Annotated in this window: 20 protein-coding genes and 1 tRNA gene; 11 read left to right on the plus strand and 10 right to left on the minus strand. The window is 54.4% G+C overall.

The features are described 5' to 3' along the window. Positions 1 to 28 precede the first annotated feature (28 nt). Genes gcvT through folB form a run of 3 tightly spaced genes read right to left on the minus strand, consistent with a single transcriptional unit; the run spans position 29 to position 3,507 of the window. A complete protein-coding gene (gcvT, locus tag KV190_RS01065; RefSeq protein WP_460194203.1) occupies positions 29 to 1,114 on the minus strand; it encodes a glycine cleavage system aminomethyltransferase GcvT in 1,086 nt (361 codons plus the stop codon). Beyond that, positions 1,098 to 3,134, minus strand: coding sequence for a thioredoxin domain-containing protein (locus KV190_RS01070; RefSeq protein WP_460194204.1), 2,037 nt, complete (start codon positions 3,132 to 3,134; stop codon positions 1,098 to 1,100). The genes gcvT and KV190_RS01070 overlap by 17 nt, the downstream gene beginning before the upstream one ends. After that, positions 3,118 to 3,507 carry a dihydroneopterin aldolase gene (gene folB / locus KV190_RS01075; protein WP_460194205.1) on the minus strand — a complete coding sequence of 130 codons (390 nt, stop codon included), beginning with the start codon at positions 3,505 to 3,507 and terminating at the stop codon, positions 3,118 to 3,120. Before folB ends, KV190_RS01070 begins: the two co-directional genes overlap by 17 nt. A gap of 6 nt (positions 3,508 to 3,513) precedes the next feature. On the opposite strand from folB, the gene cax reads away from it, so the two are divergent. Further along, on the plus strand, positions 3,514 to 4,584 hold the full coding sequence (gene cax, locus KV190_RS01080) for a calcium/proton exchanger (RefSeq protein WP_460194206.1): 1,071 nt from the start codon (positions 3,514 to 3,516) through the stop codon (positions 4,582 to 4,584). Positions 4,585 to 4,590: 6 nt separating this feature from the next. Here the strand turns inward: cax and KV190_RS01085 are convergent. Next, a tRNA-Leu gene (locus tag KV190_RS01085) sits at positions 4,591 to 4,671 on the minus strand. A gap of 123 nt (positions 4,672 to 4,794) precedes the next feature. Between KV190_RS01085 and KV190_RS01090 the strand changes: the two genes are divergently transcribed. Beyond that, the gene (locus KV190_RS01090) at positions 4,795 to 5,211 is read left to right on the plus strand and encodes a heavy metal-responsive transcriptional regulator (protein WP_460194207.1); all 417 of its coding nucleotides are present in this window, start codon (positions 4,795 to 4,797) and stop codon (positions 5,209 to 5,211) included. Here KV190_RS01090 and pxcA read toward each other — a convergent pair whose 3' ends face one another. After that, positions 5,212 to 6,597, minus strand: a complete 1,386-nt coding sequence (pxcA, locus tag KV190_RS01095) for a proton extrusion protein PcxA (protein ID WP_460194208.1) — start codon at positions 6,595 to 6,597, stop codon at positions 5,212 to 5,214. Positions 6,598 to 6,662: 65 nt separating this feature from the next. Between pxcA and KV190_RS01100 the strand changes: the two genes are divergently transcribed. From KV190_RS01100 to KV190_RS01135, 8 genes are all read left to right on the plus strand, one after another. After that, the gene (locus KV190_RS01100) at positions 6,663 to 8,753 is read left to right on the plus strand and encodes a recombinase family protein (RefSeq protein WP_460194209.1); all 2,091 of its coding nucleotides are present in this window, start codon (positions 6,663 to 6,665) and stop codon (positions 8,751 to 8,753) included. 13 nt (positions 8,754 to 8,766) lie between these two features. Further along, on the plus strand, positions 8,767 to 10,356 hold the full coding sequence (gene metG, locus KV190_RS01105) for a methionine--tRNA ligase (protein WP_460194211.1): 1,590 nt from the start codon (positions 8,767 to 8,769) through the stop codon (positions 10,354 to 10,356). A gap of 65 nt (positions 10,357 to 10,421) precedes the next feature. After that, a complete protein-coding gene (locus KV190_RS01110) occupies positions 10,422 to 11,117 on the plus strand; it encodes a LabA-like NYN domain-containing protein (RefSeq protein ID WP_460194212.1) in 696 nt (231 codons plus the stop codon). After that, positions 11,104 to 12,333 (plus strand): LPS export ABC transporter periplasmic protein LptC, encoded by a 1,230-nt coding sequence (gene lptC / locus KV190_RS01115; RefSeq protein WP_460194213.1) that lies wholly within the window; start codon positions 11,104 to 11,106, stop codon positions 12,331 to 12,333. The genes KV190_RS01110 and lptC overlap by 14 nt, the downstream gene beginning before the upstream one ends. A gap of 33 nt (positions 12,334 to 12,366) precedes the next feature. Continuing rightward, positions 12,367 to 12,960 (plus strand): prolyl hydroxylase family protein, encoded by a 594-nt coding sequence (locus KV190_RS01120; protein ID WP_460194214.1) that lies wholly within the window; start codon positions 12,367 to 12,369, stop codon positions 12,958 to 12,960. A 42-nt stretch (positions 12,961 to 13,002) separates the two neighbouring features. After that, positions 13,003 to 13,533 (plus strand): hypothetical protein, encoded by a 531-nt coding sequence (locus KV190_RS01125; protein WP_460194216.1) that lies wholly within the window; start codon positions 13,003 to 13,005, stop codon positions 13,531 to 13,533. A gap of 25 nt (positions 13,534 to 13,558) precedes the next feature. Continuing rightward, on the plus strand, positions 13,559 to 14,017 hold the full coding sequence (locus KV190_RS01130; RefSeq protein WP_460194217.1) for a hypothetical protein: 459 nt from the start codon (positions 13,559 to 13,561) through the stop codon (positions 14,015 to 14,017). A 200-nt stretch (positions 14,018 to 14,217) separates the two neighbouring features. Further along, on the plus strand, positions 14,218 to 16,245 hold the full coding sequence (locus KV190_RS01135) for an IMS domain-containing protein (protein ID WP_460194218.1): 2,028 nt from the start codon (positions 14,218 to 14,220) through the stop codon (positions 16,243 to 16,245). On the opposite strand, the gene KV190_RS01140 is transcribed toward KV190_RS01135, so the two are convergent. The 3 genes from KV190_RS01140 to hrcA form a co-directional block, all read right to left on the minus strand. Then, the gene (locus KV190_RS01140) at positions 16,238 to 17,116 is read right to left on the minus strand and encodes a carbohydrate ABC transporter permease (RefSeq protein WP_460194220.1); all 879 of its coding nucleotides are present in this window, start codon (positions 17,114 to 17,116) and stop codon (positions 16,238 to 16,240) included. The genes KV190_RS01135 and KV190_RS01140 overlap by 8 nt on opposite strands. Further along, positions 17,113 to 18,261 (minus strand): glutamine-hydrolyzing carbamoyl-phosphate synthase small subunit, encoded by a 1,149-nt coding sequence (carA, locus tag KV190_RS01145; RefSeq protein ID WP_460194221.1) that lies wholly within the window; start codon positions 18,259 to 18,261, stop codon positions 17,113 to 17,115. The genes KV190_RS01140 and carA overlap by 4 nt, the downstream gene beginning before the upstream one ends. Positions 18,262 to 18,354: 93 nt before the next feature. Next, the gene (hrcA, locus tag KV190_RS01150) at positions 18,355 to 19,413 is read right to left on the minus strand and encodes a heat-inducible transcriptional repressor HrcA (RefSeq protein ID WP_460194222.1); all 1,059 of its coding nucleotides are present in this window, start codon (positions 19,411 to 19,413) and stop codon (positions 18,355 to 18,357) included. A 251-nt stretch (positions 19,414 to 19,664) separates the two neighbouring features. On the opposite strand from hrcA, the gene KV190_RS01155 reads away from it, so the two are divergent. Further along, positions 19,665 to 21,335: a hypothetical protein gene (locus KV190_RS01155; RefSeq protein WP_460194223.1), complete on the plus strand. Its 1,671-nt coding sequence runs from the start codon at positions 19,665 to 19,667 to the stop codon at positions 21,333 to 21,335. Here KV190_RS01155 and KV190_RS01160 read toward each other — a convergent pair. Both KV190_RS01160 and glgA read right to left on the minus strand, forming a co-directional pair. After that, positions 21,316 to 22,614 (minus strand): recombinase family protein, encoded by a 1,299-nt coding sequence (locus KV190_RS01160; protein ID WP_460194224.1) that lies wholly within the window; start codon positions 22,612 to 22,614, stop codon positions 21,316 to 21,318. The genes KV190_RS01155 and KV190_RS01160 overlap by 20 nt on opposite strands. Before the next feature lie 20 nt (positions 22,615 to 22,634). Beyond that, a complete protein-coding gene (gene glgA, locus KV190_RS01165) occupies positions 22,635 to 24,059 on the minus strand; it encodes a glycogen synthase GlgA (protein ID WP_460194225.1) in 1,425 nt (474 codons plus the stop codon). Positions 24,060 to 24,089: the final 30 nt, after the last annotated feature.

Here is a 24,089-nt window from a genome sequence, read left to right on the forward strand (position 1 = left end):
GGATCAAATTTTAGCGGAATGGCAGCGGCTACCGAGGGCGGCGATAGAAGGGGCGAGGAACCACCACGGCTGGAACTTGGCGATCGCGCACCTGTACTGCTAGTTCACGACCGATGTGGGCAAACTCTGGAAAGACATAGCCAAGGGCGATCGCCTTCCCCAAGGTGGGAGATAGGGTGCCACTGGTGACTTCCCCCACAGCCTGTGCCCCCGCATAAATGGGATAGCCGTGGCGAGCAATGCCTTTGCCCACGAGTTCTAGACCCACCAACTGCCGCTCAATGCCCTGCTGCTTTTGCGCCCAGAGAGCCGCACGACCCACAAAATCGGGCTTTTGCCAATCAATCAGCCAATCAAGACCCGCCTCTAGGGGGGTGGTTTGCTCATCCATGTCTTGGCCGTAGAGGAGCATGGCCGCCTCTAAGCGCAGGGTATCCCGCGCCCCTAGCCCACAGGGCGTAACACCCGCCGCCAGCAGGGTTTGCCACAACTGTTGCCCCAGTTCTGGTGTGACAAGAATTTCCCACCCCTCTTCGCCCGTGTAACCGGTGCGGGCCATCCAAGCGGGCTGTCCCAAGAGGTTCACTTGAGCATGGCGATAGGTCTTGATGTCATCTAGGGGGCGATCGCACAGGGGAGCTAAGGTCGCTGTCGCGGCAGGGCCTTGAAGGGCAATCAGCACCTGTGTTGCTGACTCATCAATCAACTCAATACTGGCGGTTAAATAGGTCTGAAACCATGCCCAGTCCTTGGCAGTGGTGGCCGCATTCACAATACAGCGGACTTGGCCATCCCCAATGTAGAGAATGACATCATCAACAATGCCCCCAGCCTCATTGAGGAGAACGGTGTATTTTGCTTGGCCGGGCTGGAGACGACTGAGATTGGTGGGTACCCGTTCTTGCAGTGCCGCGATCGCCTCCGAGCCGCGCAGCAGAAACTTGCCCATGTGGGAAATATCAAACATCCCCACCCGCTGTCGCACCGCTTGGTGTTCCTGCAAAATGCTGCTGTACTGAAGGGGCATCTCCCACTCGCCAAAGGGGGTAAACCGTGCGCCTTGATGCAGGGGATAGAGGGGGGTACGACGCAATGCTTCAGCCATAGAGATCATCCAATTGTTGTTGCAGTTGGGCGGGGGTCAGTGCGGGTTCACGGCAGCGCAAGCCTTCACAGACAAGGGCGACTGGCTTGAGGTCAGCGCGAACTTTGAGGACAGCCGTTGGCAAGTAGCGATCCCCGAGGGTTGTTACCTGATCAGGGCGCACTTGGACACACACAGGATGCAGATACCACTGCAACGCCGCCAAAAGGCTCGGACAACTCTGGGGAGACTCCTTCATCAACGGGCTAAAGAAACGCAGTCCCTTTTCCGCCTGTTCGAGGTAAGCGGGATTCTCTGTGAGCAAAAAGAGTTGCACCAAGTTGGCGATCGCCACCCCATTGGCAGAAGGTGTGGCATTATCGAGACCTTCCCGCTGGCGCACAATCAAATCCGCGCGTTCGGGTGCATTGTAGTAGCCCCCCTCTGTTGCCGCCAATTCTTGATCAAAGAGGGTTTGATACTGAGTGGCCAATTCCAGCCACGGCTGCGCCGCCTCCCCCACCGCTAAACTGGCTTGATACAGGGCAAGGAGAGCTTGGATCCAGTAGGCATAATCCTCGGCCTGCGCCACTTCGGCCACGGTGCCCCCATAGTTGAGGCGGTAAAGTTTGCCCTGTTGATATTGATGCTCGTGGAGCCATTGCGCCGCTTTAGCCGCTCGCTGCCAGTAGGTGCGCTCTTGCCAGACTTGGGCTGCCGTGGCTAAGCCAGTGATCATCAGGCTATTCCAAGCCAAAATCATTTTTGTATCGGTGACGGGGGGAATCCGTGCCGGCCAAGCCCGCCCTTTTGCAGTTGCATTATCGGTGGCCACGGGAAAGGGTTGATCCACCGGCGTATCAGCACCATAGCGGCGGGCAAAGAGTTTGCGCAGAATCGGCAGTAGCACTTCAGGATTCTCTGGGGGGCGCACTTGCTTGAGCACAATCTTGCCCTCGAAGTTGCCACTGGGAGAGATATCAAAGTGGGCTTGTAGTTGTGCCAATTCCGTTGGGCTTAAGGTCTGCTCTAGCTCGGCATATTGCCAGCAATAAAAGGCACCCTCCTCAGGTTCAGGATCATTGGCACTGACAAAGCTATCGGCATCCTGCGCTGCATAGAAGTAGCCCTCAGGGGCGGTCATTTCGCGATCGAGCCATTGAATTGTTTGGGCAATTGCAGCGGGAATCTGGGGGGAGCGATCGCCCTGCTGCCACAGCCGCGCTAAATAGGTCACAATTTGGCCATTGTCGTAGAGCATTTTTTCAAAGTGGGGCACTGTCCACTGCGGATCCACGGTGTAGCGATGCCAACCACCGCCAACATGATCATAGATCCCCCCCTGCAAGAGGTTGTGTCTCCGCAACTGACACAGGTGCAACAGTTCTGGGGGATTGGGACTGAAAGCCAGCCCCTGTAGAAGCATTTGGGCGTAGGGCATCATGGGGAAGCAGGTGCCTTGGGGGCGATCGCGCAAAATCGGCATCACTTGGCGAATCCCTGCCCTTAGGAGTTCTTCAGTCAGGGGGACGGCCTCTCCCATCTCCGCGGGGGGGGCGAGATATTGCCAGAGAGTGGCCTGTTGGGCAGCGAGCTTTTCCTTTTCTTGGTCATAGAAGCGACGCACCGCCTGCAACACCTGCAAAAACCCCGGACGGCCATAGCGCGGTTGCACGGGAAAGTAGGTACCACCATAAAAGGGACGGCGATCCTGAGGGGTGAGAAAGATATTTAGCGGCCAGCCCCCCTGACCCGTCATCAATTGCAAGGCCTGCATATAGATGCTGTCAATATCGGGTCGCTCCTCGCGATCCACCTTAATCGGCAGGAAATAGGCATTGAGATAGGCGGCAATCTCCAGATCCGAGAAAGCTTCCCCCTCCATGACGGTGCACCAGTGGCAACTGGAATAGCCGATCGAGAGAAAAATCACCCGATCCTCCGCAGCCGCCTTGGCGAGGGCGTCGTCACACCACGGCCACCAGTCAATGGGGTTTTCGGCGTGCTTGCGCAGATAGAGGCTTTGACACTGGCTAAGGCGATTCGGCATGGGGGCGTACCATTTCGACACTAATTTGACCCGTAAAGTTGGGCACAGGCGGGGCAAGTTTCGTTACGCGCACAGCAGCCCGCTGCACTTGGGAAGGAGCAAGGCAAAGGTTGAGAATGGCTGCCGCCAGGGTCTCGATTAACTGAAAGCGCTGCTGCTGCATTAACTGCTCAATGGCCTGCAAAAGGGGGCGATAGTCAAGGGTATCCTCAAGGCGATCGCTGGCCGCCGCTTGTGCCATGTCAAACCAGAGCTTAATATCAATCTCAAACCACTGGCCGAGAATTTGTTCCTCTGGTAAGGCGCCCGTATAGCCGTAGTAGCGAATTCCCGAGAGGTGGAGACAGTCAATTGATGATTCGCTCAAGGGCATCGATCCATGACAACACAGGAAAAAATTCTGCTGGGCCTACTGATTTTTGTGCCCCTTGCCCTCCTTAACTTTATCGTCAAAATGCCGCCAATGGTGAGCTTTATCCTCAGTGGTCTAGCCATTGTGCCCCTTGCGGCTTGGATTTCCAATTCCACAGAGGCGATCGCCGAAGTGATTGGCCCTGCCCTTGGTGGACTCTTGAATGCCACCTTTGGCAATGTCACCGAGATGATTATTGCCATTGTCGCCCTGCGTCAGGGTCTGGCAGAGGTGGTGAAAGCCAGTCTCAGCGGTGCCATTATTGCCAATTTGCTTTTGGGATTGGGGCTGGCCATTGTTGTTGGGGGCATCCGATTTCCCGAGCAGCAGTTCTCGGCACCTGTGGCTCGCATTAACGCCTCTGCCCTCACCCTATCGGTGATTGTACTGATGACCCCAACCGCGATTCAGGCGGTGGCGCCCAGTGTGCAGCTTCACTTGATTGATCGCTTTTCCTATGCGTCGGCGATTTTGCTGCTGATTTTTTACGGTCTGATGTTGCTCTTTTCCATGAAAACCCATCGTCACCTCTACTTGCTGGATGAGACGATCGCGGGTCAGGAACCCTCCCCCACTGTCAATCTCAAGGTGCCCGTTGCCATTCTGCTGGGGGGTACGATTTTGCTGGTCTTTGTTTCCGACATCCTCGTGGATAGCTTGCAGGACAGCATTAGTGAAATGGGACTGACGCAGTTATTTACAGGCGTGTTTCTGATTCCCGTGTTCAGCAGTGTGGTTGAGTTTATCACCTGTATCAAGTTTGCCCTCAATAACCGCATGGAAGGGGCAGTGGCGGTGGCGATTGGGTCTAGCTTGCAGATTATCCTTTTTGTGGCACCGGTGCTTGTGCTGGTGGGCTGGTTCTTGGGTCAAGCGGAGATGAACCTGAGCTTTAATCTCTTTGAACTCTTGGCCGTTGTGGCTGCGGTTGCCATCACCAACTCCATTAGCAACGATGGCCGCACGAATTGGCTAGAGGGTGTCTTGCTGATGATCACCTACCTCGTGCTGGCGATCGCCTTCTTTATTCACCCATAGAGAAGATGCGGATGGCGAGACTCGAACTCGCAAGGCAAAGCCACACGCCCCTCAAACGTGCGCGTATACCAATTCCGCCACATCCGCGTAGCTTTATGATTATAGCGCAGATGGCTAAATTTCCGAAAGTGGTGATCTGGCCTCTGAGTGGCAGAAAATTAAAGTACCCCTCTCTAAAATCGCTGTCTCGCTGATCTTGGGAGAACTGCAATGAATGCAGCCGCCTATTTGATTGGTACCGTTGCCCACAGTAGTGGTCTGCCCGTCAAGACCATTCGCTATTATGAGGAATTGGGGCTGTTGCGAACCGTTGGCAGAACCCGTGGGGGCTATCGCCTCTTTGCTGAGGATGTCTTTGCTCGCCTCAGTTTTATTAAACGTGCCCAGTCCCTTGGCCTCAGCCTGAGCGACATCAAAGCTTTTCTTGAGGTGTACGATCGCGGTGAGATTCCCTGTGACCACATCAAGGAGAAGTTAGAGGAAAAATTGGCCATCATTGAGGCGCAAATTCAGCAGTTGCACATTCTTAAACAGGAATTGCAAGGCCTCCTCTCCGGCTGGCGATCGCCCGCGCAACCCCTAGAGGGCACGATCTGTCCCATTCTCCAGCCAGTGGTGCGCTCCTAACTACTCGTTCATATTCTTGTAGGTGGCCACTGCCGAAGGGGAAATCTGGTTGAGATAACGGAAAATCCAATACTTAAACACCGTATCCAGCATCACCGGAAAGGTGGCGATAAACATATTGATAAAGTCCTCATTGCGAGGAAAACCAAAGTGCTCGAGGGTATTGTTCACCAACACTTCCCAGCCGTGGGGGGAGTGGAATCCGACAAAGACATCCGTAAATAGGATAATGATAAAGGCCTTGGCACTATCACTGAGGCCATAGACCACCTCATCCAAAAAAGCCTTGACAATCGCCAGTTGCCGTTGACCTGTAAACACTAGCACCAAAAAGACCGTAAAGCCCAAGGCATCGGAGAGGATATTCTTCAGGGGTTCAATCAGTTCCTTTTGGTATTCCGTGGATAGCTCAATCGCCTTTTCGCGGATGCGGCTTTGAATCTCCTCGGGGGAAACTGGCACATTACTGACAAGGCTTTCAAAGCGAATTTTGTTCTCAAAGCGAGCCAGCTCATCAAGAATGTTGTCCTCCAGTTGGGAGTTAATGATGCGTTCGATCTGCCCCACCGCCTTAAAGTGGTTGACGAGGGGACTGACAATCAGCGCCTTGGAAATTTGCTGAGTCAACAGGGGCAAAATCACCAACAAGAGCATAAAACGAACGGCCAGACGGGTGCGCAGCTTTGAGGTGCGAAAATCACGAACGACTTCAGCTTCAGTGGCTTCATCGGAATTAAGTTCACGGCGAAAGCGATCGGCGGTGCGCAAAATCGAGCGGGGAATAAAGCTGCTGCTGTCCAGCTTGGAATCATCGGTGAGATCATCACTGATATATTCCGATAGGTAGAGAGAATCGTCCTCAATTTTGTCGAGGGCGGCCACCTGCTGGCGTTGTTGGGGGTCTTGGCGACTGAGGCTGGGACGGGCAAGGGCATTGAGTTCCTTTTCGCGCTGCCGTTTATAGCGGTTGAGGGTGGCATCAATCACCCGCAGCTTTTCATAGACGCTGGGTTCCTCCGTCGTGCCACTGACGGTAGCCGTCACCGTATAGGTTGCTGTTGCGTCACTGATACTGCCATTGACAGGAGTGGGGGAACTTTGGGGGGGAGCAAGGGGCAAAATTTGCCGGCTGGCGCGAAACTCCGTCATCCGCATACGAATGGTTTTCAGCAGTTGTTTTAGCTCTGTCTCGAAATAGCTAGAGACTTCTCCCACAGGTAGATTGAGGGGACTAATAGGTTGACCGTCAAAATGTTCCAGTTCAATGGCGCGAATTTTTAGAGCGGCTTCATAGGCTTCCTGTAGAGCGCGGTTAGGAGTTGTGAGATACCATTGTTCTGCACGCTTGATCCAGTCTCTGAGGCGAATAAAGGGATTGCTGGACATTGCTGTTGTTCTCGACGGCTACCGCAAAAGCAATAAATCGATAGGATAGATAAAATCGTAGCAAATTGACTTTGCGGGCTTTGTTGGCGGTGTTGCAGTGGATCAGTGGCAGTAGTCGCAGTGGCAAAACCTATGCACTGGTGAGGGAATTTGCCCAGTGGGTGGGCCAAGACAGCTCAGTGATTCCCCGCGAGCGATCGCTCCTCTTTTTGACCGATACCGTCGAAGGCCGCCAAGCCATCCAACGGGAAATTGAGTCGCAGTTGGGCAGTGGCTACAGACCTTATATCACCACGCCAGTGGGCTTCATGCAGGATGAGGTAGAACTTTTTTGGCCGCTGCTGGTCGAGGCGAAGGCCGTTGATCCGCATCCCCCTTTGCGTCTGAAACCAGAAACGGAGTTGGTGTGGGCAGAGCGGTTGTGGCAGCCTTGGCTTGCTAACCATACGTTTGCCGTCCTCAGTGAAAATAGCGAACAGCTCCGCTGCGCCGTAGGCGATCGCGCCACGCGCCACCTTCTTGATATTTTTCAATTGGCTGCCTTTGCCCGCCTCAGCCTTGATGACCTGCCCGAACTCATTTGGGATCAGCAGCTTGAGATGCCTTCAGAAACGGTGGGGGCGATCGTCACCGCCCTGAAACAGTGGCAAAGTTGGTGTACTACCCACAGCCTTCTCACCTACGGCATCACCACGGATTTATTTGGGCGGGTTCTCCTTGACCATCCCCGATACCAAGCCTCCTTGGGGCAACGGTTTCAGTGTCTCTTGGCTGACAATACCCACAACTATCCAGCGGTGATGGCGGATTTGATCGCCCTCTTTAACGAACAGGGGATCAAAATTGTCCTAACCCATCAACCCATTGGCGCTGTCCGTCTCGGTCTCGGAGCTGATCCCGATGCGTTTCTCGGCCTGAAAAACCAAGCCACTGTCATTGAACAGCCCTACCCCGCTGAAACGATTTTTGGCAATACCCCTCTCCAAACTGAGATTCAAGAACGCCTCACTACGCCTCAAGCCACCCTGCCTGAAAGCATAGCGGCCATTCAAACCACTTCGCGGATGCAACTGTTACAGGAAGTGGTTGCGACAATTGTCACCGCCATTCATCAAGGGATGGTGCAACCAAACGAGATTGCCATCCTTGCCCCCGGTTTAGATAGCGTTGCCCGCCATGTCTTTAGCACTGAGCTAAAAAAACGCGGCATTCCCCTTGTGATCTGGAATGAGCAGCGCCCCCTGATTCAATCCCCCTTTGTGCGTGCCCTTTTGACACTGTTGCTGTTTGTTTATCCGCGAACGGGAATAATGCCAGAGGCAACGGCGGTTGCGGAGATGTTAACGGTTTTGCTGCCGCGAGCGATTGATCCGGTGCGGGCAGGCCTGCTCTCTTGCTATTGTTTTCAACCGGGTCTGGAGAAAGCTGAATTGCTGAGCACAACCCAATACAGCCATTGGGATCGCTTTGGCCATCGAGCCACCGACGCCTATGAGACGTTCCGCCATTGGCTGAGCACGCTAGATCCTAGCCAAACGCCTGTCTATCTCCTCGATGCGGCGATTCAACGCTATCTCTGGCCACAAAACCTGACGGCCAGTGAATTGGCTCCCCTGCGATCGCTCCTTGAGGGCACAGCCGCCTACTGGCAAATTTATGATCACCTCCCAGAGCACCGAGCCACGCCAACGGCTGAGCGGCTACGGGAATGGATTGCTCTATTGCGGCGGGGAATTGTAACCGCTGATCCCGCCCCACCCCTGCGGCAGCCCCAAGGGGTCTTATTAGCAACAACGTTTCAATATCGCAGTGCCCAACTCGCCCATCGCTGGCATTTTTGGCTGGATGTGGGGAGTCCGCGTTGGCAGGATGGCGGCTTGCAATGCCTCTGGCAGGCACCCATTTTTTTGCGACAAGGGGCGGCGAGTCCCAGTGCGCGGGTGTGGCAATTGGAGTCAGAACGTCTGGCGCATTTACTGGTGGATCTATGTTCACGGGTGAGCGATCGCCTATTCCTCTGCCACAGTGACTTGGCTGCCAATGGCAGTGAGCAAGAAGGCCCCCTGAGTCCTTGGGTAGATCTGGCGGTGGGCGATCGCCTCCAAGCTGTTACTGATGGCACTATGATAAATAACGCGATTTGCTCGACCTCCTAGGGAGAAACACTGCTTGTCACCGCACTTTTCACTCACTACCCCCCTGTACTACGTCAATGCCCTTCCCCACATTGGCAGTGCCTACACAACCATTGCTGCCGATGTGCTCGCTCGCTTTTATCGTTTGCAGGGCTATCAGGTGCGGTTCATTACCGGTACCGATGAGCATGGCCAGAAAATTGAGCGCACGGCTCAACAGCGGGGTCTCAGTCCCCAAGCCCACTGCGATGAGATTGCCGCTGGTTTTCAAGCCCTGTGGCAACAACTGAATATCCACTACGATCGCTTTAGCCGCACCACCAGTCCTCGCCACCAAGCCATTGTCAACGAGTTTTTTCAGCGGGTATGGGACAACGGCGACATTTATCTCGGTCAGCAGCAGGGTTGGTACTGTGTCGAGTGCGAAGAATTCAAGGAAGAACGCGAACTGCTTGAGGGTCGGCGCTGCCCGATCCATGTGAATCGGACGGTGGAATGGCGAGATGAGCGCAACTATTTTTTCCGCCTCTCGAAGTATCAGCAGGCGCTCTTGGACTACTACGCTGCACATCCTGACTTTGTCCAGCCCCCCAGCCGTCGCAATGAGGTGCTGAGTTTTATTGAGCGGGGGCTTCAGGACTTTTCCATTTCGCGGGTGAATCTGGCGTGGGGGTTTCCCGTGCCCACGGATCCAGAACAGACCCTCTATGTCTGGTTTGATGCCCTCTTGGGCTATGTCACCGCCCTCTTGGAACCAGAAGATGAGCCGACCTTGGCCAATGCCCTTAAAACCTGGTGGCCGATTAACCTGCACATGATCGGTAAGGATATTCTGCGCTTCCATGCCATCTCTTGGCCAGCCATGTTGATGTCGGCGGGCTTGCCGCTGCCAGAGCAGATCTTTGTCCATGGCTTTCTCACCAAGGATGGTCAAAAGATGGGCAAAAGTCTGGGGAATACCCTTGATCCCTTTGCCTTGGTGGCGCAATACGGTGCTGATGCGGTGCGCTACTACTTCATGAAAGAGGTGGAGTTTGGCCGCGATGGTGACTTTAGTGAGACCCGCTTTGTCAATATCCTCAATGCGGATCTGGCCAATGATCTGGGGAATTTACTCAATCGCACGCTGAAAATGGCTTGGAAATATACCGATGGGAAGGTGCCCAATGTCCAAGGGTCAGCGATTCCGCGCGAGCATCCCCTGCGGCAACCGGCAGAGCACCTCAGCCAAACCTATGGCCAAGGGTATCGGCAACTGGCCTTCCATGAGGTGTGTCAACAGGCACTCGCGCTGGCACGGGCAGGGAATAAATTTCTTGATGAAGAGGCACCGTGGAAACGCTATAAGGCTGGGGAAACGCAAGCGGTGGCGGAGATTCTCTACTGTGTATTGGAGTCAGTGCGGCTTGTGGCCTATGTCCTTGCCCCGATTATCCCCCAACTGAGTGAGGCCATCTATGGGCAGTTGGGCTATAGTATTAAATTTAACGGATCAGTTGCCCCAGACCTTTTGGGCGATCGCCAAGCCCAGTGGGGTGTTTTACCGGCGTCACAACCTCTGGCCAATCCAGAGCCGATTTTCCAAAAACTGTCGCTGCCTGCAACCGTCGCCGATTCCCCTTGACGCGCGATACGCTAGAGGTATGACTTCATATTTCGATAACACACTTTTTTTGAGATGATTTCTACATGGTTACATCTTCGTCTTCAGTTATTTACACGCCAGAACAGGTGTTACAAAATCGCGGGCGCGTTGCCATCTTTATTGATGGCTCCAACCTATTCTATGCAGCACTGCAACTGGGCATTGAAATTGACTATTCAAAACTCCTCTGCCACCTGACCCAAGGTTCCCGTCTCTTTCGCTCCTTCTTCTATACGGGGGTTGACCCCACCAATGAAAAACAGCAGGGGTTTTTGCTGTGGATGCGCCGCAATGGCTATCGTGTTGTCTCCAAGGAACTCGTCCAACTCCCCGACGGTTCTAAAAAGGCGAATCTTGACGTGGAAATTGCCGTGGATATGATGGCGCTGGTGGGTTGCTATGATACTGCCATCTTGGTCAGTGGTGATGGCGATTTGGCCTATGCGGTGGATGCGGTGAGTTACCGAGGGGCACGGGTTGAGGTGGTGAGCCTGCGATCGATGACGAGCGATAGCCTCATTAACGTTGCCGATCGCTACATTGATCTGGAGAGCATTCGCGAAGAAATCCAAAAAGCGCCCCGCCCGACCTATACCTACCGCCCCGTCACGGGTAGCCTGACGCCACCCCCCATTGTGACTCCCCATTGGGAGCAAGATACCGCCGAAGGGAAAGAGGAAGCTGCGGGCAATGAGTCACCCGAGACCCTAGAGAACCTAGACAACAATGCCTCTGCCTAGACCCCTCCTCCCCCTTTGCCTTGTACTGGCCTTAACAGGCTGTGGCTGGGTGGATCAGTGGGTGGGCGAGGAACCCTCACCAGAACCAGAAATCACGGGTGATGTCAAGCTGCAAAATCTGACCCTACGGCAAACCAATGCCAAAGGTGAACTTCTCTGGTTACTGCAAGCGGCGGGAGCACGCTATCGCGATGACGATCGCCAGCAATTGGAGATTCAAAACCTCACGGGGGAATTAAAGGCAGAGGGCAAAACTGCTTACAAGGTGCAAGCTAAGGCAGTCAATGTGCGGCAGCGGGATGGGCAACTCTGGATTGAGGGTCGCACCACGGTCACTGATCTCCAGCAAAAGGGGACGATTGTGGCCGATCAATTGGTCTGGCAGGGCGATCGCGGCGTTCTCATTGCCCAGAAAAACCTGCAAGCCCGCTATCCCCAAGTCACCGTTACTGCCAAGCGCCTCGAAGCCGATAGCCAACGCCAAGAACTGCGTGCCCTCAATGCCGTTCAGGTGACCTCGCCCGCCAAGGACGCCAAGGATTTGCGCCTCAATACGGAGAGTCTGGTGTGGCAGCAGGAACCCAATCGGCTCTTGGCAGGGGTGATTGGTCAAGGGGGGGTGACTGTCATTGGTGTGGCGGGCGATCGCCAAGGGCAGCGGCTGCAAGCCCAAAGGGCCATCTGGTCAATTAGCGATCAGGTAGTTACCCTTGAGGGGGGCGTTCAGGTGCAGCTTCCTAACCCTGCCCTACGGGTTGAAGGAGAAACGGTGCGCTGGTTGATTCCGCAGCAGCAATTGGTGAGCGATCGCCCGGTGCGGGTGCAGTACCCCACTCAAGGCATTCAAGGGCAAGCCAATCGCGGTGTCTTCCTGATGGCTGAAAACCGCGCCATCTTTGACAATGCCCAGATCAACAGTCAACCCCAACAGGCGCAACTGCGTGCCCAACGCCTCAATTGGTGGATCCCCCAACAGCGGGTGGAAGCCAGCGGTGAAGTGGAAATCCAGCGCCCCAATGCCCACCTACGCACGGCTCAACTGATTTGGCGGATTCCCCAACAGGAAGTGGAAGCCCAAGGGGGCGTCTTTTACCGCCAGAGCAATCCCCGCATTCAAGTTCAGGGACAGCGGGCAAAAGGGTGGCTCGATCGCCAAGAGGTGATTGTCAGTGGCAATGTCCAAAGTGAAGTGCCGGTGCAACTACGCCTCCCCTAGGCCTATCGTAGAAACAGCGACCATCTTTGCCCTATGAGTGCTGCACCGCTGCAAATTCTTGACTTGGGGGGTGAGATTCTCCTCTTCCAGCGTTTGATTCCCGCTCGCCAGTGTCAGCAGGTGATTGCTACGGCTGAGAAGGTGGGGTTTGAGGATGCGCAAATTCTCATGGGGACGGTGGATCGCTCAGTGCGCGGCGGCGGCCTACTGCGCTTTGATCCCCAAGACCCCCAACAGGACACGATGCGGCAGATTCTTCTCCAAGCCACCCAAACGATTCAAATCGTCCTCTACCAGCACTATGGCATTCGCTTTCCTGAAATTGAGAACTTCTCGATCCTGCGCTATCGGGTGGGTGAGGGCTATCGCCGCCATGTGGACAACCTATTGCTGGCCAGTCGGCAAATGGAACTGGCGCAAGGTATTCCGACGCGGGATGTGAGTCTCGTGGGCTATCTCAATGAAGACTTTCAGGGGGGAGAAACCTACTTCGATCGCCAAGGGGTAAAGGTCACCCCACGGACGGGGGATGTTGTTGTCTTTCCTGCCTACTACACCCATCCCCATGCTGCCTTGCCCGTGGTGCAGGGGACTAAATATGCCTTTGCCACTTGGTTATTCTATTGATGAATGATCATGCACCTTTTAGGTAATAACTCAGCAACGACAATGACTGAACCCCTGCGCTTCAAAACCTCGCCCCTGATTTCTGGAACCCTCATTGCCCTCTATGGCGCCCTCACACTTCCTCTCCCCTTTTTGGCGGCACAGACGGCGGCGCCTGTTTCACCCCTGCTCCTTTGGGGGGCGATCGCCCTTGGGGGCGTTTTGCTCTGGGGGGCGCTGAGTCAACGGGTAGAACTGGATGCTCAAGGAATCCGCCTCACCTATCCCGGTTGGGTTCCCCCCTTCCTGCGGCGGCAGTGGCAACTGGCTTGGTCAGAGATTCAAGGGCTTCAGCCCCGCAGTACCAGCCAAGGGGGCTTGGTCTATTATCTGGTGACTGCCACAGGTCAAGGGTATCTTCTGCCGATGCGAGTGGCGGGGTTTGCCCAAATGATGCGTGCCATTGAAGCCCATACGGGATTGCCCACAGAGGTGATTAAGCCCCTTGCTCAGCCTTGGATGTACGGTATTTTGGCCGTCTTGACGCTGCTATTGGGAGCGGTTGATCTGTGGATTTTGACCACTGTGGGATAATAGGGGCGTGTTGAAGTGCTGAGCGATGACGATGAGTGCGAATCGGTTTGTGGGATATCTGCGTCGAGGAGTGGTATGTTTGCTCCTCAGTGTCCTGTGCTGGTCAAGTATCGCCACGCTGCCGGCGATCGCCGCTATTCAAGTGCGGCTCTTTGACCTCAGTTACCACGAATGTCCGCCAGAAATTGGTGAAGGTTCAGTCACACCCGGGGGCACGACCCTCAAGGCCAACTGCTACCTGATTACTGGCAAAGCCGAGAATAAATCCGGCAAAACGGTGGTGGATGCCGATGTCTTTGGCCGCATCTACGATGCTAATGGCAATCCAGTGTTGCAAAACCGCACACGGGTTGGGGCAATTGATGTGATTCCACCCGGCATTAGTGATTTTGAAATTCGCATTAGCGTGCCCTACGACCAACCAACGCCTTTGCAGTTGGAGCAATTTAAGGCCTCTGGCTTTACAGCAAAAGTGCGCGGCTAAGCCACCCAATCTCTGCACAAACTCGCACTGAGGGGCAAAAATTGTGATACCCTAGAACGCTTGATGCTCCCTTTTCTTTGGGAACACTACACAGTGTCATGCTTCAAGTGAAGCAAGGGTTGGCAGGGTTTCCCTGTTCTTGCTGTAAAGACAGATATCATCACTGATGGACGGGTTCATCTATAGAGGTTTGGGTTCAGGTGCGCATTCCCCTCGACTATTACCAAGTGCTGGGTGTGCCAATTCAGGCAACGCCGGAGCAAATTGAGCAAGCGTTTCAGGATCGGCTGTTGCAACTGCCCACCCATCAGCACTCCCCCACCACCGTTGCCACCCGTCGTGAACTCATTGAGCAAGCCTATGCAGTTTTGCGAGAACCTGAGCAGCGCCATGCCTACGATCGCCACTGCCGTGCCGTTGATCCCGATGATTTAATTGCCCAGTTGGATCCCGATGCCACCGCTCCCCACCTTGAAATTAGTGATCAGCAATTTTCGGGGGCGCTCCTACTGCTCTATGAACTGGGGAACTACTCCCAAGTGGTCAAACTGGGAGAACAATTCCTAAAAGGGGATGCCTTTGATCTCAACCGCCCCTACACTTCCTCTGCCGCCGTTGCCGATATTACCCTCACTGTGGCTTTGGCCTATCTGGAATTGGGACGCGAGGAATGGCAGCGGCAATCCTACCAAGCAGCCGCCTCTCGCCTCGAAGCCGGTCTTGGGGTACTTCAGCGGGCGAACCTGTTTCCCGAACTACAGGAGCAGTTTCAGACGGAACTGAATCGCCTGCGTCCCTACCGCATTCTCGAGCTACTGGCACTGCCTCTATCCGATAGTGTCAATCGGCAGCGGGGTATTTTATTGCTGCGGGAGATGCTCAGCGATCGCGGGGGCATTGAAGGTCGCCATGATGATTACTCTGGCCTAGGGGTTGAGGATTTTCTGAAATTTATTTTGCAACTGCGCAGCCATCTCACCGTGGCAGAGCAACAGGAACTCTTTGAACGGGAATCGCGGCGTCCCTCAGCCGTAGCAACCTATCTTGCCGTTCATGCGCTGGTGGCACGGGGTGTACAGGAACTTCAGCCCAGCTATATTCGCCGCGCCAAGGATTTACTAGAGCGACTCTCGCCCAATCAAGACATCTACCTTGAACTGGCCAGTTGTTTACTGCTGTTGGGACAACCTGCTGAGGCCTTGGCCGCTCTCGATCGCTCTCAAGATCAGCAGAGTCTCGCCTTTATCCGCCGTCACTCCAATGATTCTAGCGATCTGCTGCCGGGGCTGTACTACTACACAGAGCAATGGCTACGGGAAGAAATTTATCCTGCCTTTCGGGACTTGGGGGAAACACCAGTGGCCTTGGATGCCTACTTTGCCGATCCCAATATCCAAGCCTACCTAGAGGCTCTCAGTGACGACGCCATTGCCCCTGAGCCACCCAGCACTACTGCCTCTGCCCTCCCCGAAGTCATTAGACCAACGGTGGCCGTGCCGCCGCCCGTCTCGTTTACAGCGGAAACGTTGCCCTTGGAGTATCATACTGGGCTGGGTCAAGGCTTTTCGACATCAGTTGCTACCAGTTCTTCAACCACAACGGAGACCGACACGCCCCCAGCCTCCACTCGCAAACGGCGCCGCTCTCCAACCAGTCGCCATAAAAAACGTCAGACTTGGTTTTGGATGGGTGCAGGGGTTGTTCTGGTTGGGTTAGGCGCCTTGGCAAAAGTTTATTGGCCAGCCAAAACGGCTGAAGCCCCCACCCCGCCACCGCCAGTGACCCCAACGCCAACTCCTGTGGCAACGCCGACCCCGACACCACAACCGACGCCCTTAGCCACCACCTTAACGCCGGAGATGGCGCGCGATCGCCTCCGCACGTGGCAGCAAATTAAAGCCCAAGCCCTTGGCACGGCCTTTGACATGGACAAACTCGCAACAATTTTGGCGGAGCCAGAACTCAGCCGCTGGCGATCGCGGGCACAGGGCTTAAAGTCCGAGGGCAGCCATTGGGTTTATACCCTCAAGAACCTAGAGGTGAAGGAAGTGCGTCCCCAAGGCAGCGATCGCGTGGATGTATTGGCAGAAGTCAATGAGGATGCCCGTTTCTATGAACAGGGGACACTACGCAATGATATTTCCTATAGCGATCCCTACCGCGTCATCTACACCTTTACCCGTCGCGGCGATCAATGGTTGATTCAACGCATGCAAGTGCTTAGCTGAGGGGCATTTCCACCTGGCGGCCAAACTTGAGATTGAAGAGGGACAACGACAGGATAAACAGGAATAAGACCAGTCCCATCGTGCAGGCGTAGTTAATCTCTAAGCGCTGAAAGGCATTCTCATAGATGTAATAAACAATGGTCTTGGAGCTATTCAGGGGTCCCCCTTGGGTCATGACATAGACTTCTTCAAAGACCTTCGTGGCAGAAATTGCTGAGATAATGCTCACCAAAAGAATATAGGGGCGCATCAGCGGTAAGGTAATATCCCGATGCTGTCGCCAGCCATCACTGCCATCAAGCGCCGCCGCTTCGTAGAGTTCACCACTAATCCCCTGAAGTCCCGCCAGATAGATCACCATGTAGTAACCCAAGCCTTTCCAGACGGTGACGGCCATGACACTAAAGAGGGCGAGTTGGGGACTGGTCAGCCAAGGAATCGGGGTGTCCCGCAGATGCAGACCCTGTACCAGTTGGTTGAAGAGGCCATTGGGGGCATAGAGCCAGCGCCAGGCAATCCCCGCCACGACCATTGAGATAATCACGGGACTGTAGTAGGCAGCACGAAACCAGTGGATGCCCCGCAGGGGTTGATTGACCAGAATCGCCAGCAGCAGGGGAGCGATCGCCAGAATCGGCACCACCACCACTAAATAGAGGAACGTATTGGCCAAGGTTTTCCAGAAAACACCATCGCGCCACAACTGCGCAAAATTGGCCCATCCCACCCACACAGGCGGACTCAGGAGATCGGTTTCATAGCGGGTGAAACTGAGGAAAAAGGCCTGTAGCGCTGGCCAAAAGACCGTCAATGTGAGTAACCCCAAGGCAGGGGCAAGAAAGAGGTAGGGGGTGAGCGATCGCCCTTTCATTGGCTGCGGGGGTGTTGTTGACGATAGGCACGCATTTGCGCCACAAACTCGCCAAAGAGATAATCGGCATCGTGGGGGCCGGGGCTGGCCTCAGGGTGATACTGCACTGAGAAAATCGGCAATGTTTGGTGCTTCAGACCGGCAACGGTTTTGTCATTGAGGTTAAAGTGGGTAATCTCAACGGGGGTTTGGGCAAGGGATTCTTCAGTAATGGCAAAGCCGTGGTTTTGGCTGGTAATTTCCACTTCCCGCGTCAGGCCAGCGGGCTGGTTTAACCCGCGGTGACCAAACTTGAGCTTGAAGGTTTCCGCCCCCAAAGAAAGTCCCAACAACTGATGCCCCAGACAAATGCCAAACATGGGACGCTGAGCCGCCAGTAATTTGCGCGCGGTTTCAATGCCTTCCTGAACTGCGGCAGGGTCGCCGGGGCCATTGGAGAGGAAAATGCCATCCGGGTCATAGCTGAGAATCGTTTCCGCTGGTGTATCCGCCGGCACGACAATCACACGGCAGCCATAACTAGCCAAGCGACGGAGAATGTTGCGCTTCACGCCAAAGTCAATGGCGACAACTGTGAGCGGTGGCTCTTCGGTGGGTGTCTGGGGACGAAATTCCCAAGCGGGGGGCGTGGGTTCTGTCCATTCATAGGGGGTGCGGGTGGTCACCACCTTGGCTAGATTTTGTCCCTGCATACTGGGAGCGGCAAGGACTTTTTGCAGCAGTTCAACGGGGTCAAGGATTTCCGTGGAGATGCCGCCATTCATGGCACCGACGGTGCGAATTTTGCGGGTGAGGGCGCGGGTGTCAATGCCATAAATTGCAGGAATGCGATGGGCTTTGAGGTAATCAGGTAAGGATTGTTGCGATCGCCAGTTACTGGGAATGTCACAGATATTGCGAGCAACCGCACCGCACACTTGGGGGCGATCGGATTCATCGTCTTCGGGGGTGGTTCCCGTATTGCCCAACTCAGGGTAGGTGAATGTCACGATTTGACCACAATAACTCGGGTCAGTGAGCACCTCTTGATAACCCGTCATGCCGGTATTAAAGACTACTTCGCCAATGGCCGTTCCCGGTGCCCCAAAGGAAAAACCGCGAAAGACTGAACCATCGGCAAGAACCAGCAAGGCGGGTGTCGGCATTGCAATATCTCCAACTGGGAAAGCCCAATAGTTTATTGTGCACGATAAAGCCAGCCGTTGATTGTGCAGGAATGGTCTAATGTTTTGATTTCTTTACTTGCGGCGACTCACCTGTTCGGTCAAATAATCTGCTGCTGTGGCCACTAGGGGAATAATCCGTGCATAGGGCATCCGCGTCGGCCCTAGAATGCCAATACTGCCCACGGGGGAGTCTCCGTAGCAATAGCAGGAATAAACCAATGTACAGGACTGCATCGGCGCTAAGGTATTTTCACTGCCAATGCGGATTTGCACCTGCGAGGGGGCTTGGCTATCACTACTGATCAAGGGAGCGAGTTGATCCTGTTGGTCTTCGAGAAGATGCAGCAGCATTTGCACCTGCTCCACTTGGGAAAACTCCGGCTGCTGGAGAACATCGGCAAGACCGCTGATCACAAAGGAAGTACCTTGGTGGCTGTAGCGATCGCTCAATTGCCGCAGTAGGGTCTGAAGCTGCTGGCTGTAGGTCTGGAACTCCAAATCCAGTTTTTGCCAGTCAATGGCACTGAGTTCCACCAGCGATCGCCCCTGCAACTGATGATTGAGGAAGTTGGTCAGTACCTGTAGGGTGCGCTCCCGTAGCTCAGGGTCTTCTTCCCCTTGCCCCAATTGAATCAGTGCCGACTGGGTTTCGTAGGTATCAAGCACAAGAATCACCATCACCTGCTGCGCATCCAAGGCGACCAGTTGAATCACCCGAATCTGCCGCTCCAAACGATTGGGCAGCGTGATCAGCGTAATGTAACCACTGAGATCCGAGAGCAACTGCGCCGCTTGCCGCAAGATCACCTCAAGGCGTTGTTGTCCCCAAATAAACCGCTCACTCAAGAGACTCTCGGCTTTGCGAGCCACATCGGGAATAGGCTGGATCAGTTCGTCCACATAGACACGATAGCCAGAATCAGAGGGTACCCGCCCTGCGGACGTGTGGGGTTGGTAAAGCAGGCCGCTTTTTTCGAGGAGCAGCATCGTATTGCGCACCGTGGCCGGGCTGACGTTGAGGTTGTATTCGGTGGCGATCGCTTTTGAGCCGACGGGTTCTGCCGTGGCAATGTAATGGTTAATCGTGGCGCCAAGAATTTGCTTTTGGCGATCGCTGAGTTCAATCGTCATAACCCCTTACACCTGCGATTTGTTATTGATGTTTTTTATTTATCTATAAACTAGCCTTCCCATTTCAGCAATGATGCCCTGCAACGACTGCGGGGGGCGATCGAGTTTTTGTAACCAAAAATCATGAGACTATTAAAGTATATCAACTAAGATTGTGAAGTTTTTATGCTAAGTCAGTGAAAATTCTCAGTCGCTAGGATCAAGCTAATAAGCTCAAAAGCCTATCTATAAAGCGATTTAGGATACTCCTCATGACACTCAGACCGCAAGCATGGCATTGGCCAAATTTTGTAATACCTAATACCATTTTCAATAAAAAAATACTGGCAGCCGCTATCGGTACGGTGGGACTCCTCGGTAGCCTCACCTATGCCGTCTTGACCAACCAGAGCAAAAACCTGATTGCCGATGCTCAAAAATACTACGAAGCCGGTCAGTACCAAACGGCTAGCCACAAACTCCAAGGAGCCGAGTCCTATCTCTCCTTTGCCAGTGCTGAAACCCGTCCCCTTTTGGCTTGTCAAATTCAAGTCTATCGGGGGGCAATCTTTGCCCATCAGCAGCAGCCCGCAGCAGCGATTGATCTTCTTGCCAATCAAATTGAGAATTGTCAGGCTTTTCCTGAATTGGTGGCCTTTGCCCAAGCAACCCTCGAGCAACGGAGTCAGGATCTCCTGACCCTAAGCTGGCAAGCCCATGATCAGCAGAATTATCCACTGGTTTTGAGCCACGCCGACGAGGCACGCCCCTACCTTGCCTATCTCCCCTCGGCGATCGCCACAGAAACCCAGTGCCAATTAACCAGTTTGCAGGGCGCCGCCTTTAGCCACCTCGGGCAGCCAACCCATGCTATCCAGTCTTTTCAGGAAGCGACTGCCCTGTGTGACCCGAAAATGCAAGACTTTGCTAAAAACACGATGCTCGGGCGGGTACAAACCCTGCAACAGCAGGCACAGGCGGCCTATGGTGACAAACAGTATGAAAGTGTGCTCAAGACAGCGGACGAAGCGGAACCCTACTTTCAATACCTAGGCCATACGACCTTTGGTGAACCCTACTGTGAGTTGGTGAGCCTCAAGGGGGCAGCCTTTTATGAAATCCAACAATACAACGAAGCGCTGCCGATCTTCGCGATGGCGATCGCCCGCTGTCAGTCATTCCAGTCAAGTATGCAGCGTGCCCACCTCAACCGCAGTCACATCTATCGTCAACAGGCAGATCAACTGTGGACCGATCGCCAGTTTGCCACCTCCCAAGAGCGTTACCGCCAAGCCCTTACCGACTTGAATCACTTTGGCCAGTATGGCGGTCATCTCGATGCCCAAGGACTGATGCAGCGCTCAACCATGAAACTGCGCCTTGGCGACTTAGTGGGCAGTATCCGTGACTATGACAGTGCCCTCAAGCTGAACCAGCAAATTCTGCGCCAATTTTATGACAGTGAAACCATCAGCAATTTTGAACCCTTTGCCAATACACCTCCTAACCTAGGAGCACTATTGAATCTACTGGAACAACAGAATGTCCGCTTAGCGGTGGCGCAACTGCCGGAAGGCCATATGGGCACATTCGGCTACCGTTTCACCTACTGGAGTGACACTTACCAGATTATTAACGCCTCGGCCAAAATCACGATTGATATCTACCAGCACGACCACTTTTTGCAATTTATCAACACACTGCACCATGAGGCGATCCATGTGGCGCAAACCTGCAAAGCAAATTATGGCCGTCCCTATGGATTTAAGCGGGGAGTGCCGATTAATCCTAAATACCATGTGCCCCTGTTTTTGTACCCTGATTTAGAAAGGTTGCTCAGCCAGCACTATGAAACGGCAGAACTACCACTGGAGCGGGAAGCCTATCTCCTCTCTTGGGAGCCAAACACGGCACTGGAAATGGTTAAGAAACACTGCCAATAGGGGATTCCCAAATAAATCGCAGATGGATAGACCAAGGCTGTGGGGGGCGGCTGGTAACCTCTATGGCATGTAAAAACTCCCGTAGATAGAACCGTTGCTCTGCTGCTGAGAGTTGGTACCAAAATTGCGGCTGACCAAGGGTAACCGCCAGTTGCAAGAGATTACTAGGGGGCAATTGAGCCTGCTGTGCCTCAATTCGTGCCCGTTCCCCAGCCAGTTTATAGCGGCGCAGTTGAGCCGTTTCCGCATCCAAGAGGCCTTGGTCTTCTAGTGCAGTGAGTTGTTGCAGTTGCTGGTCAATCGCTTCCATTTTGGTGGTGAGGGTTGGCGACGGTAGGCAAAGTTGGGCGATCGCGGGCGGTAGGCGTTCGGCAATTTGAGCAATCACAGCAGCTAAGGCCGCCTCGTAGGGAATGCTGCGACATTTGGGGGAAAGGGGACAGTGCAGAGGACGCAAGTAGGCATATTGACTCGGTTGGCGGTAGGGCTGCACCTGAGTCCGGCCAAAGCGTTGCTGACATTCGCGACAAATCACCAATCCCGCCAGCGGATGGGGGGCACTGGCACTACGACGGGGTAGAGAGCGTTGGCGTCGCAACAGCCGATCCACCTGAGCCGCTTCATCGGGGGCAATGAGGGGGGCATGGGTCTGGGGAATCACTGTTTTCCCCTGGTAGTAGAGATGGCCGCGATAGACGGGGTGGGTCAACCAGCGCCGACCGGTCGCTACGCTAATCCGCTTGTGGTGGGTGGTGGCAATAAAGCGCACCGCTGCACTGAGGGAGCCATAGAGGAGAAAATGCTCGACAAAATCCTTGACGACAACGGCTGCCGCTCGATCAATCACATAGTGCTCTTTGCCGCGGCGATAGCCATAGGGAGCACGACCCGGCGGCGGACGGTGCTTAAGACGATTGCGGGCATGGCTGTGGCAGAGGGTTTGCTGGTGGAGTTGCTGCTTTACCTGATCCCAAAGGGCTAAGAGTTGATCTCCACTGGGGGGGCGATCGCTCACGTAGCCTTCGGCTAGGGCAATCACGGTAATACCCGCTGCCTCCAGTTGCCGCAGGCGATCGCTCACTTCCATCACCGTTTGGCCAAGGGCACTCAGTTGGTGCAACAGCCAATAGCCCGGCACTAACCGCTGCAACCAGTACCGCAACTGCGGCCGGGCGGCCTCCACATCCAGTACCCAGTGGTCAATCTCTTGCCCCCACACTTGGGGATCGGGTAGGGGCTGCCAGAGGGGATCAATGTACTCGTAGGCAATAATGACCACACATTACATCGTCCTGAGGATCAGGTCGTTGCTGGTACTAGGGTTGGACTAGGATTGGGCATGGTCTCCGGCGGTAAGCCATAAATGGAGTTATAGAGGGCATTGTAGGCCAGTGCCGATTTTGTCCAGCTAAAGTCTTCGCGCATACCCCGCTGCTGAAGGGTGTGCCACTCCCGTTTGTAGCGATACCCTTCCCAAGCCCGCACTAAGCAGGTGTAGAAGTCAAGGGGTTCATAGCGGTCAAAGCAGTAGCCCGTTCCCGTTTGCTTCTCTGGGTCATGGTGAAAGACGGTATCCACAAGACCACCGGTGCGGCGCACAATCGGCACACAGCCATAGCGCAGGGCAATCATTTGGGCAATGCCACAGGGTTCAAATCGGCTCGGCATAATGAAGGCATCGGCACCGCCATAAATCCGCCGCGACAGGACATCACTGTAGAGCAACTGGACACTACAGCGCCCCGGAAACCGTGAGGCAATTTGCCACATTTGGGTTTCGTAGTAGCGATCGCCCGTTCCCAAAAGGACAAACTGGCTATCGGTGTAGGCCAAAAAGCGATCCAGCACCTGAATCAACAAATCCAACCCCTTTTGCTCCACCAAGCGGGTGACCATCCCCACCAAGAAAGCACCGGAGTTCACCTCTAGTCCCAGTTCCTCTTGAAGTGCAATTTTGTTGGCCTTACGCCGCTCGAGGGTATCTACGGTGTAGTTTTGCACAAGGGCGCGATCAGTACTGGGATCAAAGACCTCTGTATCAATACCATTGAGAATCCCGGAGAGCTTGCCACTAATAAACGACAGCAGCCCTTCCAATTTCTCGCCATACTCGGGGGTTTTAATCTGTTCGGCGTAGGTGGGTGAAACGGTATTGACGCGATCGGCATACTGCACGGCTGCCGCCATCGTATTGTGCCCCTGCATGTACCACGGACACCAAGTAATTTGCTCTAGGCGCCACCGCCAAGGCCCTTGGTAAGCCAAGTTATGGATCGTAAACACAGTGGTAATGTCGGGGTCTTGATGCATCCACACTGGGATCATTCCCGTGTGCCAATCGTGGCAATGGATAATCTGGGGCTTCCAGTAGTTCCAAGCAAATTCTGCTGCCCCATTGGCAAAGAAGGTGAACCGCCAGTCCTCATCCTCACCGTAGTAGATGCGGCGGGGATTAAAGCAGGGATGGCCAAAAAGGTAAAGGGGAACATCCGACCCCGGCAACACGGTTTCATAGACATGGAACGTCTGAAACATGGCATGGCCAATCCAGATGGGATCCTTGGGGATCTCCACCTTATCGGGCAAGAAGCCATAGTAGGGCATAAAGATGCGCACATCATGTCCCATGCGGCGTAACACCTTGGGTAGGGAACCCACCACATCTCCCATGCCCCCCACTTTCGCGAGCGGTGCCGCCTCAGCAGCAACAAATAGAATTCGCATGATCCTCCTGAACCTGTTTTTTGGCCAATT

Source organism: Thermosynechococcus sp. FA-CM-4201, from assembly GCF_054689355.1.